Source organism: Cribrihabitans marinus (assembly GCF_900109035.1).
Taxonomy (GTDB): domain Bacteria; phylum Pseudomonadota; class Alphaproteobacteria; order Rhodobacterales; family Rhodobacteraceae; genus Cribrihabitans; species Cribrihabitans marinus.
Window position 1 is genome coordinate 214,232 of record NZ_FNYD01000007.1, and the last position, 13,738, is coordinate 227,969.

Annotated in this window: 14 protein-coding genes; 6 read left to right on the plus strand and 8 right to left on the minus strand. The window is 66.7% G+C overall.

Annotation, left to right across the window (positions count from 1 at the left end; genetic code table 11):
* The first annotated feature begins 250 nt into the window (after nt 1-250).
* A complete protein-coding gene (locus BMX57_RS13280) occupies nt 251-1,726 on the plus strand; it encodes an NAD-dependent succinate-semialdehyde dehydrogenase (protein WP_092367834.1) in 1,476 nt (491 codons plus the stop codon).
* A gap of 117 nt (nt 1,727-1,843) precedes the next feature.
* On the opposite strand, the gene BMX57_RS13285 is transcribed toward BMX57_RS13280, so the two are convergent.
* From BMX57_RS13285 to BMX57_RS13315, 7 genes are all read right to left on the minus strand, one after another.
* The gene (locus tag BMX57_RS13285) at nt 1,844-2,383 is read right to left on the minus strand and encodes a dihydrofolate reductase family protein (RefSeq protein ID WP_092367837.1); all 540 of its coding nucleotides are present in this window, start codon (nt 2,381-2,383) and stop codon (nt 1,844-1,846) included.
* Nucleotides 2,384-2,625: 242 nt separating this feature from the next.
* Nucleotides 2,626-3,093: an Hsp20 family protein gene (locus BMX57_RS13290; RefSeq protein WP_092367839.1), complete on the minus strand. Its 468-nt coding sequence runs from the start codon at nt 3,091-3,093 to the stop codon at nt 2,626-2,628.
* Nucleotides 3,094-3,219: 126 nt separating this feature from the next.
* Nucleotides 3,220-4,032, minus strand: a complete 813-nt coding sequence (locus BMX57_RS13295; protein ID WP_092367843.1) for a trypsin-like serine peptidase — start codon at nt 4,030-4,032, stop codon at nt 3,220-3,222.
* Complete coding sequence (locus tag BMX57_RS13300) at nt 4,029-4,826, minus strand: trypsin-like serine peptidase (RefSeq protein WP_092367846.1); 798 nt, start codon at nt 4,824-4,826, stop codon at nt 4,029-4,031. The genes BMX57_RS13295 and BMX57_RS13300 overlap by 4 nt, the downstream gene beginning before the upstream one ends.
* 89 nt (nt 4,827-4,915) lie before the next feature.
* Nucleotides 4,916-6,238 (minus strand): glycolate oxidase subunit GlcF, encoded by a 1,323-nt coding sequence (glcF, locus tag BMX57_RS13305; RefSeq protein ID WP_092367849.1) that lies wholly within the window; start codon nt 6,236-6,238, stop codon nt 4,916-4,918.
* A 3-nt stretch (nt 6,239-6,241) separates the two neighbouring features.
* Nucleotides 6,242-7,339: an FAD-binding protein gene (locus BMX57_RS13310; protein WP_092368008.1), complete on the minus strand. Its 1,098-nt coding sequence runs from the start codon at nt 7,337-7,339 to the stop codon at nt 6,242-6,244.
* A gap of 53 nt (nt 7,340-7,392) precedes the next feature.
* A complete protein-coding gene (locus BMX57_RS13315) occupies nt 7,393-8,841 on the minus strand; it encodes an FAD-linked oxidase C-terminal domain-containing protein (protein WP_092367851.1) in 1,449 nt (482 codons plus the stop codon).
* Between the two features lie 164 nt (nt 8,842-9,005).
* Between BMX57_RS13315 and BMX57_RS13320 the strand changes: the two genes are divergently transcribed.
* Nucleotides 9,006-9,353 carry a hypothetical protein gene (locus tag BMX57_RS13320; protein ID WP_092367854.1) on the plus strand — a complete coding sequence of 116 codons (348 nt, stop codon included), beginning with the start codon at nt 9,006-9,008 and terminating at the stop codon, nt 9,351-9,353.
* Here BMX57_RS13320 and BMX57_RS13325 read toward each other — a convergent pair.
* The gene (locus BMX57_RS13325; protein ID WP_092367857.1) at nt 9,334-10,677 is read right to left on the minus strand and encodes a mechanosensitive ion channel family protein; all 1,344 of its coding nucleotides are present in this window, start codon (nt 10,675-10,677) and stop codon (nt 9,334-9,336) included. The genes BMX57_RS13320 and BMX57_RS13325 overlap by 20 nt on opposite strands.
* Nucleotides 10,678-10,782: 105 nt before the next feature.
* Here BMX57_RS13325 and BMX57_RS13330 point away from each other — a divergent pair, with 105 nt between their 5' ends.
* The 4 genes from BMX57_RS13330 (at nt 10,783) to leuD (ending at nt 13,585) form a co-directional block, all read left to right on the plus strand.
* A complete protein-coding gene (locus tag BMX57_RS13330; protein WP_092367860.1) occupies nt 10,783-10,881 on the plus strand; it encodes an isopropylmalate isomerase in 99 nt (32 codons plus the stop codon).
* 52 nt (nt 10,882-10,933) lie between these two features.
* Complete coding sequence (leuC, locus tag BMX57_RS13335) at nt 10,934-12,340, plus strand: 3-isopropylmalate dehydratase large subunit (RefSeq protein WP_092367863.1); 1,407 nt, start codon at nt 10,934-10,936, stop codon at nt 12,338-12,340.
* 37 nt (nt 12,341-12,377) lie between these two features.
* A complete protein-coding gene (locus tag BMX57_RS13340; protein ID WP_092367866.1) occupies nt 12,378-12,899 on the plus strand; it encodes an HdeD family acid-resistance protein in 522 nt (173 codons plus the stop codon).
* Between the two features lie 80 nt (nt 12,900-12,979).
* A complete protein-coding gene (gene leuD, locus BMX57_RS13345; protein ID WP_092367869.1) occupies nt 12,980-13,585 on the plus strand; it encodes a 3-isopropylmalate dehydratase small subunit in 606 nt (201 codons plus the stop codon).
* Nucleotides 13,586-13,738: the final 153 nt, after the last annotated feature.

A 13,738-nucleotide genomic window follows, 5' to 3' on the forward strand; every position in this document is an offset into this window, starting at 1 on the left:
TCCCGGCGTTCAGGACGGTTTTTGATAGGGGCGCATGCCGCGCGGCATGAGGCGACGCCATCGCCGTGCCCGAATATCCCATGCGCCAAAGCCGCGTTTCGATCAAGGAAAAAGTCGGGCCGGCCATCGGTGGCGCCGCTCAGGAGCATTTGATCAAATAGCGATTGATTCTCCGCCGGGACTGACCCTACACATCCAGCAGGGCGCCGGTCTGTCCGCGCCCCGACCGTTTTCAACCGGAGGATACCCGATGCTGGACGCACCGACCGACCTGAAATCCCTGCTCAAGGACCCGTCGCTGCTGGTGACGCAAGGCTATGTCGGCGGCCAGTGGACCGACGGCGAGAACGGCCGTTTCGACGTGACAAACCCGGCCCGCGGCGACGTGGTGGCGCAGGTCGCCGATCTCAGCCGCGCTCAGGTGGCCAAGGCGATCGCCGCCGCCGCAAAGGCGCAGAAGGACTGGGCCGCCTGGACCGGCAAGGAACGCGCCGCCGTGTTGCGCCGCTGGTTCGACCTGATGATGGAGAACCAGGACGACCTGGGCACGATCCTCACCGCCGAGCAGGGCAAGCCGCTGGCCGAGGCGAAGGGCGAGATCGCCTATGGCGCGTCCTTCATCGAGTTCTTCGGCGAAGAGGCCAAGCGGGTCTATGGCGAGATGATTCCCGGCCACCAGCGCGACAAGCGCATCATGGTGCTGAAACAGCCCATCGGCGTGGCCGCCTCGATCACGCCGTGGAACTTCCCCAACGCGATGATCACCCGCAAGGCCGGCCCGGCGCTGGCCGCCGGCTGTTCCTTCGTCGCCCGCCCCGCCGCCGAAACCCCGCTCTCGGCGCTGGTGCTGGCGGAACTGGCGCATCGCGCCGGCATCCCGGCCGGCGTGTTCAACGTGGTGCCCTCGTCGCGCTCGTCCGAGGTGGGCAAGGAATTCTGCGAGAACCCGGCGGTGCGCAAGCTCACCTTCACCGGCTCGACCGAGGTGGGGCGCATCCTGCTGCGCCAGGCCGCCGACCAGGTGATGAAATGCTCGATGGAACTGGGCGGCAACGCGCCCTTCATCGTCTTCGACGACGCCGATCTGGATGCCGCCGTCGAGGGTGCGATGATGTGCAAGTTCCGCAACAACGGCCAAACCTGCGTCTGCGCCAACCGCATCTACGTGCAGGCCGGGGTCTATGACGCCTTCGCCGAAAAACTGAAGGCAGCGGTCGAAAAGCTCAACGTGGGCGACGGGCTGGCCGAGGGCACGACCACCGGTCCGCTGATCAACAAGGACGCGGTCGAAAAGGTGCAGGAGCATATCGAGGACGTCACAAACAAGGGCGGCAACGTAGTGACCGGCGGGCTGCCGCACGATCTGGGCGGCACCTTCTTCCAGCCCACGATCGTCACCGGCGTCACCCAGGACATGAAGGTCGCGACCGAGGAAACCTTCGGCCCCCTCGCGCCGCTCTTCAAGTTCGAGGACGAGGACTCGGTGATCGAGATGGCCAATGACACGATCTTCGGCCTGGCCGCGTATTTCTACGCCAAGGACCTGTCGCGCGTCTACAAGGTCGCCGAAGCGCTGGAATACGGCATCGTCGGCGTGAACACCGGGATCATCTCGACCGAGCTCGGGCCCTTCGGCGGCGTCAAACAGTCCGGCCTTGGCCGGGAAGGCAGCCATCACGGGATCGAGGATTACCTCGAAATGAAATACGTCTGCCTGTCGGTCTGACCCCGACCGAATGAAGACTGCCGGCCGGATGTGGTAAGGATTCCTTGTTCATCTGGCCGGAAAATACCTCGGGCGAGGCGCCCGAAACGGGCGACGGGGGCAGCGCCTCCGCACCGCTCAGCCCGGGTGCCGCACTGCGTATTCCTGGTAGGCATATCCGCCCTCGAAGACCCGGCTCACCTCGCAGGTCAGGCGCGGGGCGGAACCCGCCCCGGCAAACAGCGGCGTGCCGCCCCGCAGCAGGATCGGCGCCCGCTTGAGGCGCAGCCGATCGATCTCGCCCCGTGCCAGAAGCGACCCGGCAAACCGGCCGCCACCGCACAGGTAGATCGGGCCGGAACTCATCTGTCGCAGCGCCGCCAGCACGTCCCGGCCGTCGCCGCGCACCAGTTCGACCTGGCGATCGGGCGGCAGGTCCAGGCTGTCCGAGAACACCAGCGTCCGCATGGATGGATAGGGGTTCTGGCCCGGCGTCAGGTCAAAGCGATGGCCGAACTCGTAGGTGGCCCGACCCATGATTGCGCAGGCATAGGCGACCAGCCGCGCCATATAGGCCTCGACGACCTCGCCTTCCCGGGCAAAGCCCGAGATGTCCCCTCCGGGACCGGCGATGAAACCGTCGACCGACACGGCGACGTCATAGATGATGGATTGCATGGGGTGCTCCGATGGCAAGCGTTCCGAATGGCCTTGCGGGCCGGATTGGGCGGGAACTTACTTGATCACCGGTTGGGCACTCCTGATTTGCTCGTGGAATCCTGCCATATCGGCGGCGGATCCGGCAAGCAAATCCGCCCCGTGTCTGGAGGGGCACGGGGCGGCGCGATAACCGAGGGACTTGGCGACTATCGCGTTGCACTCACGGGACCGGAGATCGGCCCGGCCCCGCAAGATGGAAGTCAGTTCACCGACTTCGATTCCACCAGGTTCGCGGAGTCGGGTTGCGACGTGGCGATCTCGATCCGGCGCGGCTTCAGCGCCTCGGGCACCTCGCGCTTGAGGTCGATATGCAGCATGCCGTTCTCGTGGCTGGCGCCGGTCACGCGCACGTGGTCGGCCAGGGTGAACCGGCGCTCGAAGGCGCGGGTGGCGATGCCGCGGTGCAGATAGGTCCGCTCTTCGTCCTCCTCGGCCTTGCGGGCCGACACGACGAGGGCGTTTTCCTTGACCTCGACCGAAAGGTCGCTTTCGGTAAAGCCGGCCACGGCAATCGAGATGCGGTAGCTGTCGGCGTCGGTCTTCTCGATGTTGTAGGGCGGATAGCTGGGCTGTGCCATGTCACTGGTCATGACCCGGTCCATCAGATCGGCGATCTGGTCGAAGCCGATGGTTGCACGGTGCAGCGGTGCAAAATCAAAGTGTCGCATGTGTCTTGTATCCTCTTCATTCGAGCGATTGACAATGAGCCCTCCGTCAGGACGGGCATCGGTCTTGTGCCGGACCCCGAAAGTGGCGATCCGACACCGCAAAAATGGGAGGCGCGAAACCCGGTTTCAAGACCCTCCGGGGCGCACGAACTTGGCCCCCGCGGTGCTCCGCCCGCTGCCGGCCTGCAACCGGCGGACACTCGCCCGCGGCGCCGGCGCATCGCGGCGCATCTGGCGTTTCAGCCGGTCGACGATGCCGTCCAGTTCCATACCGTATCCAACCACCCGGCCGTCGATCTTGCCGCCGGTCGACACCACCGAAAGGATGCGCCCGCGCGTGCCTTCCCGCGCCAGGATCGCGGATCCCGACGAGCCGAAGGTGACGTTGCAATCGAACGCCATCAGCCCCTGATCGCGCCACAACAGGCTGCATGACCGCTGACGCGAGATCGCCTCGGTCCGGCCGCGACCATAGGACGACACGCTGACCTCGCTGCCGCGGAGGTCGCCGGAATGCAGCGCGAAGGGATCGGCCAGCGCGGTGGGAATTGGGGTTTCCAGCCGCATCAGGGCGATGTCCACGCGAATCCGCTCGGTCGAGATCGCCCCGCGGGCGGCGAATTCGGGTGGCGTCTCGATCTGCACGACCTTGCGGTCGGCAACCGAGACCCCGTCGCGCAGGCCGGCCTGAAAGAGCACCTGCCCCGGGGCAAAGTGACGGCCCGTCGCGTCGTCGAAGGCGCAATGCGCGGCGGTCAGCACCAGGTCGGGGGCGATCAGGGTTCCGGTGCAGATCCCTCCGCCGTTCAGGTTCAGGCGCCCCACCGCCTCCCATCCGAACAGGTCGTCGCGGTCGGTCAGGCGGCGCAGGCCGCTGTTCTGGGCTGCAACCGGCAGCGCGATGACCAGCGCCAGGGCAAATGCGGTCAAGGTCTTCATGGCCGGACGAACTTCGCGCCGGTCCTGTTGCGCGCGCCTCCGACTGTGATCCGGTTGGTGCGCGGTGCGGGCTCCTGGAATACGCCATGCCCTGCGGCCAGTTCGGCCCTGAGAAGCACCAGCGACTGTTCCAGCGCCGTGCCCAGCGCCACGCGGGTTCCCTGCACCTCGGCCTTGGCCGAGACAACCGAGACGATCCGCGGCGCGCCGCTTTCGTATGAGAAGATCGGCGCGCCCGAGGAGCCGAAATCGACATCGCAGGACATCACCAGCACGCCCTGCTGGCGCGCCATCACCCCGCAGACTTCCTGAAGCGAGGGCGCCTCCGACCGGTCGAGCGCATAGGACACGACGCCGACCTGGTCGCCCTTGTGCGGGCGCGGGCCGGTCTGAAACGGGATCACCATGGTGTTGCGGATCGGCTGGTCCAGCTCGAGCAGCGCCACGTCGTTGCGCACCCGCTCGGTCGAGGCCGCGCCGCCATAGGCATAGTCGGGATGCACCACCGCGCGGCGGATGTTGCGATAGGCCGACGCGCTGCCGCGCCGCCAGCCGGCCAGGAACTCGATCCGCGCGGGGTCGATCCGCTGCGTCGTGGCCTTGTCGAAAAGGCAATGCGCTGCGGTCAGGACAAGGTCGGGGGCAATCAGTGACCCGGTGCAGAATCCCGTCCCGTCGATATCCAGGCGCCCGACGCCCATCCATTCGCGCCCGGAATCCATTGTCTCCAGGCTTTGCAGGCGGCTGTCCTGTGCCGCGGCCGCCGCCGGCAGAAGGGCCAGCAGGCACATCATAAACACTTTCCGCACAAACCCCTCCACGCCCTGATCGCCACCCGCTTCTAGAAAGAGCATTGGGCAAAAATGCGGCAATGCCGAGGCATTCAGCGCAGGATCGGCACCGTTGATGCGGAATTGTCGCGGCCCGACAGCGCCGGGGGCACCGGCCCGCCGCTGGCCCAATCGAGCAGTTCAACCGTATGAACCACCGGCACCGCCGTTCCCGATCCGATCTGCATCATGCAGCCGATATTGCCCGCCGCGATCACGTCCGGGGCCTTCGCCTCCAGCGTCCGGACCTTGCGCGTCTTCAGCTTGGCCGAGATCTCGGGCTGCATCAGGTTGTAGGTGCCCGCGCTGCCGCAGCACAGGTGGCTGTCGGCCGGCTCGACCACCGTGAAACCGGCGCGTTTCAGCAGGTCCTTAGGAAAGGTCTTGATCTTCTGCCCGTGCTGCAGCGAACAGGCCGCGTGATAGGCCACCGTCAGTCCTTGATCGGTGCCTTCGGGCAGGTCCAGCCGCATCAGCAGCTCGCTCACGTCCAGCGCGATCTCCGACACCCTTTTCGCATCCTCCGCCAGGGCATCGGCACGGAACATGTGCCCGTAATCCTTCACCGTCGTGCCGCAGCCGCTGGTGTTGATGACGACGGCATCCAGCCCCGCGCCGTCCATCTCGCGGGTCCAGGCGCGGATGTTCTTCGCGGCCGTCTCGTGCGCCTCCGAGGTCTTGCCCATGTGATGGGTCAGCGCGCCGCAGCAGCCCGCGCCTTCGGCCACCACCACCTCGCAGCCCAGCCGCCGCAGCAGGCGGATGGTGGCGTCGTTGATGTCGGTGTTCAGCGCCTTTTGCGCACAGCCCGTCATCAGCGCCACCCGCATCCGCCGCGCGCCCTGCGGGGCAAAGCTCTGCGGATCGTCGTTGCGGCTGACCGGCGGGATCTGCCTGGGCGCCATCTCGAGCATCGCGCGCAGCCGGGCATCGGGCATCCAGCCCTTGAACGGGCGGGCCAGCTTGGCCCCCAGCATCGCCAGCCGGAACCGCGTCGGATAGGGCAGGATCCGCGCCAGCACCCAGCGCAGCGCGCGGTCGGACAGCGGCCGCTTGTAGCGCCGCTCGATATAGTCGCGGGCGTGGTCCACCAGATGCATGTAATGCACACCCGAAGGGCAGGTCGTCATGCAGGCCAGGCAGCTCAGGCAGCGGTCGACATGCTTGACGGTGCGCGCATCCGGCACCCGGTCATTCTCCAGCATGTCCTTCATCAGGTAGATCCGCCCGCGCGGGCTGTCCAACTCGTCGCCCAGCACCTGGTAGGTCGGGCAGGTCGCCGTGCAGAACCCGCAATGCACGCAGGAGCGCAGGATCTCGTTGGCCCGCGCGGTGCCCGGGTCGCGCAACTGCTCTTCGGTGAAATGCGTCTGCATGACCTACCCCATCAATCCCGGATTGAACACGCCCCTGGGGTCGAACCGCGCCCGCAACCCGGCGCCGATCCTGGCCAGTGGCGCCGGCTCGGGCTGGAACATGCCCAGGCGCGCGCGCGTCTCCGGCGCGCCGCGCACCAGCGTGGCATGGCCCGAGAACGCGCCCAGCCGCGCGCGCAGGTCCGTGCCCTCGGGCACACGCGCCCAGATCAGCCCGCCGCCCCAGTCGAACAGCAGCGCCTCGGCCTGCGCCCGCGCGGCAATGTCCGGGGCATTGCCCGGCTTGACCGAGATCCGCCAGACATCGCCGGGCCGGTCATGAAACGCCGCCACATCCCGCAGGCTCCGCCACAGCGCGGCGCTGTCATCGGCCCGTGAAACCGTGCCGAACTGGTCCAACAGGGCCTCGAGCCGCCCGGCACGGTAATCGACCGAGGCCGCGAACCCCTCGACCCGCAGGAGCGCCAGCCCGGCAGCCGGGTCATGGGCCGCCCCCGTGACCTCGAAGGGCGAGCCCAGCGCCGCCGACAAAACCCGCACGGCCGATTTGGCATCCGGCACCGCGACCTGCACGGTGGCCTCAGCCTCAGGCACCGGCAACACCTTCAGCGCCACCTCGCTCAGGACGCCCAGCGTGCCCCAGGATCCGGCCATCAGCTTGACAAGATCATAGCCGGTCACGTTCTTCATCACCCGCCCGCCATTGCGGATCACCTGGCCCGCCCCGTCGACGAAGCGCACGCCCAGCAGGAAATCGCGGCACGCGCCCACCTGCACCCGGCGCGGCCCCGAGACATTGGCCGCCACCACGCCGCCGATCGTCGGCGCTCCTTCCGTGCCCAGCAACCCGCGATGGTCCATCGGCTCGAAGGCCAGCCGCTGGCCCTCTTCCGCCAGCGCCGCCTCGACCTCGGCCACCGGCGTGCCCGCCTGCACCACAAGCGTCAGCGCCCCCGGCTCGTAGGTCACGATGCCACGCAGGCCGGCGGTGCTCAGAACCGGACCGGTGTCTGCCAGCCGCGTTCCGCCGCCGGCAATCCGCACCGGCGCATCCTGCGCGGCCACCATCTCGGCCAGTTCGGCCTCGTTCCCGGGTGTCAGCATGTCTTCATCTTTTTCCAAATACTCACGGATGCCGCCGCCAGGCGGCAGCCCTATTCGGCCGCCATCCGCACGACCCGCCGCCGATAGGAAGAGGCCAGCGGAAACACCTTGGCCGGATTCAGCAGCCAATCCGGGTCGAACACATCCTTCACCGCCATCTGTGCCTCAAGGTCGGCCGCCCCGTATTGATGCAGCATCAGGTCGCGCTTTTCGATGCCGACCCCGTGCTCGCCGGTCAGGCAACCGCCGGCATCGACGCAGAGGCGCAGGATATCCGCCCCGAATGCCTCGCATTTCTCCAGATCGCCGGGCTTGTTCGCGTCGAACAGGATCAGCGGGTGCATGTTGCCGTCGCCTGCGTGAAAGACGTTGCCCACGGCCAGCCCGTAGTCCTTGCTCAACTCCCCGATCCGGCGCAGCACCATCGGCAGTTCCGAGACCGGGATGGTCCCGTCGAGGCACATGTAGTCGTTGATCTGCCCCATCGCCCCGAACGCCGATTTCCGGCCCAGCCAGATCCGCGCGCTTTCCTCTTCCGAGCCGCTCTCGCGCAGCTCCACCGGGTCATGGGTCCGGGCGATCTCGAGGATCCGGCCCAGCTGCGCGTCGATCTCGGCCTCCGAACCCTCGACCTCGACGATCAGCAGCGCCTCGCAATCGGGATAGCCCGCGCCGGCGAATTCCTCGCAGGCCCGGATGCACAGGCGGTCCATGAACTCGATCGCCACCGGCAGCACGCCGGCCTTGATGATGTCGCTCACGCACTGGCCCGCCACTTCGGTCGAATCGAACCCCATCAGCACCGGCCGCGCGCCTTCCGGCTTGGGCAGGATGCGCAGCGTGGCCTCGGTCACCACGCCCAGCTGTCCCTCGCTGCCGCAGATCACGCCCAGCAGGTCCAGCCCGCCCGCGTCCAGATGCGCGCCGCCGATTTCCGTCACTGTGCCGTCCATCAGCACCAGCTTGACGCCCAGCAGATTGTTGGTCGTCACCCCGTATTTCAGGCAATGCGCCCCGCCGGAATTCATCGCGATGTTGCCGGCGATGGCGCAGGCCAGCTGCGAGGACGGGTCGGGGGCGTAGAAGAACCCCTCTTCCTCGACCGCGCCGGTGACGCTCAGGTTGGTGCGCCCCGACTGCACCCGCACGAACCGGTTGTCATAGTCGACTTCCAGCACCTCGTTCATCCGCGCCACGCCCAGGATCACGCTGTCCGCGGTGGGCAGCGACCCGCCGGCCAGCGAGGTGCCGGCACCGCGGGGCACGACCGGCACGCCCTCTTCATGGCAGATCCGCAGAATGGCGGCGACGTCCTCGGTCCGAGACGGCAGCACCACGCACAGCGGCGGGCAGCGATAAGCGGTCAGGGCATCGCATTCATAGGCCCGGGTTTCGGCCTCGTCATGTATCACCGCATCCGACGGCAGCACCGCCTGGAGACGGCGGACCAGACGATCCTTGCGGGCCAGAACGCGCGGGTCCGGCGTCGGCATGTCCATGCGGGCTTCCTTTCTTTGGTAAAAAGATATTACCAATTTTATGATCTGACAAGAGATATCCGGCGACCGGACCGAGTGTAAGCGATAGCTCCGATACGATAACATCAAAACGCGTCACGCAGAAATGACTGCCAGCCCACGCGCCGTTGCGCTAGGCTGCGCCCATGCGTTTCCTGGTCCCACTGCTCGCCCTCGCCGCGCCCGCACTCGCCGATCCGCCAGTGATCGAGTCCGTCTCGGCCCGCCAGTCGGGCGACATCTGGCGCTTCGACGTGACGCTCTCGCATCCTGACACCGGCTGGGGGCATTACGCCGACGGCTGGCGCGTGCTGGCGATGGACGGCACCGAGCTGGGCATGCGGGTCCTGGCCCATCCGCACGTGACCGAGCAGCCCTTCACCCGGTCGCTCGGCAATGTGCGCGTGCCGGCGGGCGCCACCGAGGTGCAGATCGAGGCGCGCTGCCTGGTCGATGGCTGGGCCGGCGCGCCGGTCACGGTTTCGCTTCGCTGACACTCACCGGCAGGTCCTCGTTCATCACCCGAACCTCGCGCTGCGGGAACGGGATCGAGATCCCCTCGTCCTGGAACGCGTCCCACAGGGCGAGGAAGACATGGCCGCGGATATTGGTCAGGCCCCCGGTCGGATCGCTGATCCAGAACCGCAGGATGTAATCGACGCTGCTGTCACCGAAGCCCACGATATGGCACACCGGCTTGCGCCCAGGCCCGTCCAGCACGCGGTTTACCCCCTCGGCGGCGCGGATCGCCACCGCGCGCACCTTGTGGGGGTCGTCGTCATAGGCGGTGCCGAAATTCAGGTCCAGCCGCACGAACCGGTCGGAATGAGACCAGTTCACCACCTGGCTGGTGATCAGGTCCTCGTTCGGGATCAGGTATTCCTTGCCGTCGCGGGTGACGACGCTGACATAGCGCGCGCCCAGCGCGTTGATCCATCCGAACGTGTCGCCCAGGCTGATCACGTCGCCCGGCTTTATCGACCGGTCCATCAGGATGATGATCCCCGAGATCAGGTTCGACACCACCTTCTGCAGGCCGAAGCCGATGCCCACGCCGATGGCCCCCGACAAGAAGGCCAGCCCGGTCAGGTCGAAGCCCAGCGCGCGGATGCCCATCATCAGCACCGTGCCGTAGAGCAACACCTGGACCGCCTTGGCCAGAAGCACCTGCATCGAGGGCGAGATGTCCTCGTTGCGCTTGAGCGCGGTGCCGGTCGCCTGCGTGACCAATCGGGCGGTCGTCAGCAGAACGCCGATCAGCAGCGCCGCCTTGAGGATGCCCAGAATCGAGATATGCAGCGTGCCGATTTCCAGCGCGACGCCATCGAGGAACGAGGCCACGTCGTCCACCAGGTCCAGCGCCACCAGCGTGGCGTAGATCCACATCGACCACTTGAACAGCAGGCGCAGCGTGCCGTTGCGCACCAGCCGCGCCAGGAAGGCGATCAGCAGCCAGGCGGTGGCCAGGGTGGCCACCACGCCGATGATGTAGCTGCGCGAGGGCCAGGTCACCTGCTGCATCACCAGGTAGACCAGCCAGCACAGCACCATGAAATAGATCAGCGTCTGCCGCCTGAGGCATTGCACCAGGATACGCAGCCGCCATTTCGGCCAGCCCGCCCGGGCCCGCGCCCAATTCTCCCAGCGGGTCTCGGTCGCCTTTTTCAGCAGCCACGCCAGAACAAGAAGGCCCAGCACGATCAGCAACTGGTATTGCCGCCAGCCCGGCGTCAGGACCAGTTCGGCGATCCGGTCCGCGCGCTCCAGGAACGCCGCGATCACGTCCCAGATGGTCTCGGGCAACAGTTCTTCGGTCATTCGCGTGCCTCCCGGCCCCAAGAGACCGCTTTCCCGAAAGGATGGCAAGCACCGCACCCCATTCCCGCCTTGATCGGCAGGCGGCGGCGGGGTATCCCAACCGGCATGACAAACGCCCATACCCCGGATTTCGGACTGCAGGACCGTGCGCGGCTGCGCGAACGGTTCTACGGCGCCGCCCATTCGGTTCTGGCCCGCCCCTGAGGCGCGGCCACCCCTGAACAGCCAATCTCACAGCCCATCGGGAGAGGACCTCATGTCCCCCAAGACACTCTATGACAAGATCTGGGATGCCCATCTCGCGCATCAGGCCGAGGACGGCACCTGCCTTCTCTATATCGACCGCCATCTGGTGCACGAAGTGACCAGCCCGCAGGCCTTCGAGGGGCTGCGCATGGCCGGGCGCACGGTGCGCGCACCCGACAAGACCATCGCGGTGCCGGATCACAACGTGCCGACCACGCCGGGCCGCAACGACCCCGAGCAGATGCCCGAGGACAGCCGCATCCAGGTAGCCGCGCTGGACTCCAACGCGCGCGAGTTCGGCATCCACTACTACCCGGTCAGCGACATCCGCCAGGGCATCGTGCATATCGTCGGCCCCGAGCAGGGCTGGACATTGCCGGGCATGACCGTGGTCTGCGGCGACAGCCACACCGCCACCCACGGCGCGTTCGGTGCGCTGGCCCACGGCATCGGCACCTCCGAGGTCGAGCATGTGCTGGCCACCCAGACGCTGATCCAGCGCAAGGGCAAGAACATGAAGGTCGAGATCACCGGCCAGCTGCAGCCCGGCGTGACCGCCAAGGACATTACCCTTGCGGTCATCGGCGAGACCGGCACGGCCGGCGGCACCGGCTATGTGATCGAGTATTGCGGCGAGGCGATCCGGTCGCTGTCGATGGAAGGCCGCATGACCGTTTGCAACATGGCGATCGAGGGCGGCGCGCGCGCTGGCCTGATCGCGCCGGATGAGACCACGTTCGAGTATGTGAAGGGCCGCCCCCACGCGCCGAAAGGCGCCCAGTGGGAGGCCGCGCTGGCCTGGTGGAAGACGCTCTATTCCGACGACGACGCGCATTGGGACAAGGTCGTCACCATCCGCGGCGAGGACATCGCGCCGGTCGTGACCTGGGGCACCTCGCCCGAGGATGTGCTGCCGATCACCGGCACCGTGCCCAGCCCCGAGGATTACGAGGGCGGCAAGGTCGACGCGGTGCGGCGCTCGCTGGACTACATGGGCCTGAAATCCGGCACGCCGCTTTCCGAGATCGAGATCGACACGGTGTTCATCGGCTCCTGCACCAACGGACGGATCGAGGATCTGCGCGCGGCGGCAGAGATCCTGAAGGGCAAGAAGGTCAAAGACGGCCTGCGTGCCATGGTCGTGCCCGGCTCGGGCCTGGTGCGGGCCCAGGCCGAGGAAGAGGGTCTGGCCGACATCTTCAAGGAGGCCGGGTTCGAATGGCGGCTGGCGGGCTGTTCCATGTGCCTGGCCATGAACCCCGATCAGCTCAGCCCCGGCGAGCGTTGTGCCGCCACCTCGAACCGCAATTTCGAGGGCCGGCAGGGTCGTGGCGGACGGACCCACCTGCTCAGCCCCGCGATGGCGGCGGCGGCAGCGGTCACGGGACGTCTGACGGATGTGCGGGAACTGATGTAGGCTGCCGACATCTGTCGGATCTTCAAAGGAAAAAACCATGAGCGACTGGCTGAAACTGCTTCTTCTGGGACTCCTGTCCATTGTCTTCGGCGTAATTGTCCTGGCGGCGCCGGTCGTCGCCTCGGTGGCGATCACTGTCCTGACCGGCATCCTGCTGCTGATCAGCGGGGGCTTGCAGGCCATCGGCGGCTTCACTGTCGAGGGCGCCTTGAACAAGGTCCTGGGAATCGTGATGGGCCTGATCATGCTGTTTCTCGGCTGGTCGTTCCTGGCCCACCCGCTCGAGGGCACGCTGACGCTGGCCACGGTGGTGATGATCCTCTTTGCCGCGGGCGGCATCGCGCGGATCATCCTGTCCTTCCAGATGCGCGACACGCAGTTCTTCTGGCCGATGCTGATCTCGGGCGCTCTGTCGCTGCTTCTGGCGGGATACATTCTGGCCAATGCCGGCGCGGGTCTGGCGCTCAGCCTGCTGGGCATCCTGCTGGGCATCGAGATGCTGTTCAACGGCTTCGGGCTGGTCTTCGCGTCACTCTTCATGCGCAGCGCCTCGCGGTAGCGCGGGCGCCGCGCCTCAACCTCATCTGGCCGACACGGCCAATCGCCTGCGCATCGCAGGCCGGAAGCAGGAAAGCTCACATGGAAAAGTTCATCAAGCTCACAGGGGTCGCGGCGCCGATGCCGCTGGTCAATATCGACACCGACATGATCATCCCCAAGCAGTTCCTCAAGACGATCAAGCGCTCGGGACTGGGCATCAACCTGTTCGACGAGATGCGCTATGACGACAATGGCGACGAGATCCCCGATTTCGTCCTCAACAAGCCGCAATACCGCGATGCGCAGATCCTGGTGGCGGGCGACAATTTCGGCTGCGGCTCGTCGCGCGAACACGCACCCTGGGCGCTGCTGGATTTCGGCATCCGCTGCGTGATCTCGACCAGCTTTGCCGACATCTTCTACAACAACTGCTTCAAGAACGGCATCCTGCCCATCGTCCTGCCGCAAGAGGAGGTGGACAAACTGATGGACGACGCGGCGCGCGGCGCGAACGCGGTGCTGACCGTCGATCTGGAAAACCAGACGATCTCGGGCCCGGATGGCGGCACGATCGGGTTCGAAGTCGATTCGTTCCAGAAGCATTGCCTGCTGAACGGGCTCGACGATATCGGCCAGACTCTCGAAAAAGGCGCCGCCATCGACGCGTTCGAGGCCCAGGCCGCCCAGGCCCGCCCCTGGGTCTGAAATTTCCGTAGCGTCAAGTTTGGGTCGGCGGTTCTTCGCCGACCCGGCCTGTTTTGGGGCGGGCGGCATCCGATCCGCAAGATCTTGCGACAGCCTCTAAACCTGCCCCGACCCCGCGTTTTCAATGATGCAAGATCGCACCAGTTTCGCCAT

Bases quoted from the DNA above. Each gene is read 5' to 3' on its own strand.
- BMX57_RS13280 (WP_092367834.1), top strand. From the start codon at position 251: ATGCTGGACGCACCGACCGACCTGAAATCCCTGCTCAAGGACCCGTCG.
- BMX57_RS13285 (WP_092367837.1), bottom strand. From the start codon at position 2,383: ATGCAATCCATCATCTATGACGTCGCCGTGTCGGTCGACGGTTTCATC.
- BMX57_RS13290 (WP_092367839.1), bottom strand. From the start codon at position 3,093: ATGCGACACTTTGATTTTGCACCGCTGCACCGTGCAACCATCGGCTTC.
- BMX57_RS13295 (WP_092367843.1), bottom strand. From the start codon at position 4,032: ATGAAGACCTTGACCGCATTTGCCCTGGCGCTGGTCATCGCGCTGCCG.
- BMX57_RS13300 (WP_092367846.1), bottom strand. From the start codon at position 4,826: ATGATGTGCCTGCTGGCCCTTCTGCCGGCGGCGGCCGCGGCACAGGAC.
- glcF (WP_092367849.1), bottom strand. From the start codon at position 6,238: ATGCAGACGCATTTCACCGAAGAGCAGTTGCGCGACCCGGGCACCGCG.
- BMX57_RS13315 (WP_092367851.1), bottom strand. From the start codon at position 8,841: ATGGACATGCCGACGCCGGACCCGCGCGTTCTGGCCCGCAAGGATCGT.
- BMX57_RS13320 (WP_092367854.1), top strand. From the start codon at position 9,006: ATGCGTTTCCTGGTCCCACTGCTCGCCCTCGCCGCGCCCGCACTCGCC.
- BMX57_RS13325 (WP_092367857.1), bottom strand. From the start codon at position 10,677: ATGACCGAAGAACTGTTGCCCGAGACCATCTGGGACGTGATCGCGGCG.
- BMX57_RS13330 (WP_092367860.1), top strand. From the start codon at position 10,783: ATGACAAACGCCCATACCCCGGATTTCGGACTGCAGGACCGTGCGCGG.
- leuC (WP_092367863.1), top strand. From the start codon at position 10,934: ATGTCCCCCAAGACACTCTATGACAAGATCTGGGATGCCCATCTCGCG.
- BMX57_RS13340 (WP_092367866.1), top strand. From the start codon at position 12,378: ATGAGCGACTGGCTGAAACTGCTTCTTCTGGGACTCCTGTCCATTGTC.
- leuD (WP_092367869.1), top strand. From the start codon at position 12,980: ATGGAAAAGTTCATCAAGCTCACAGGGGTCGCGGCGCCGATGCCGCTG.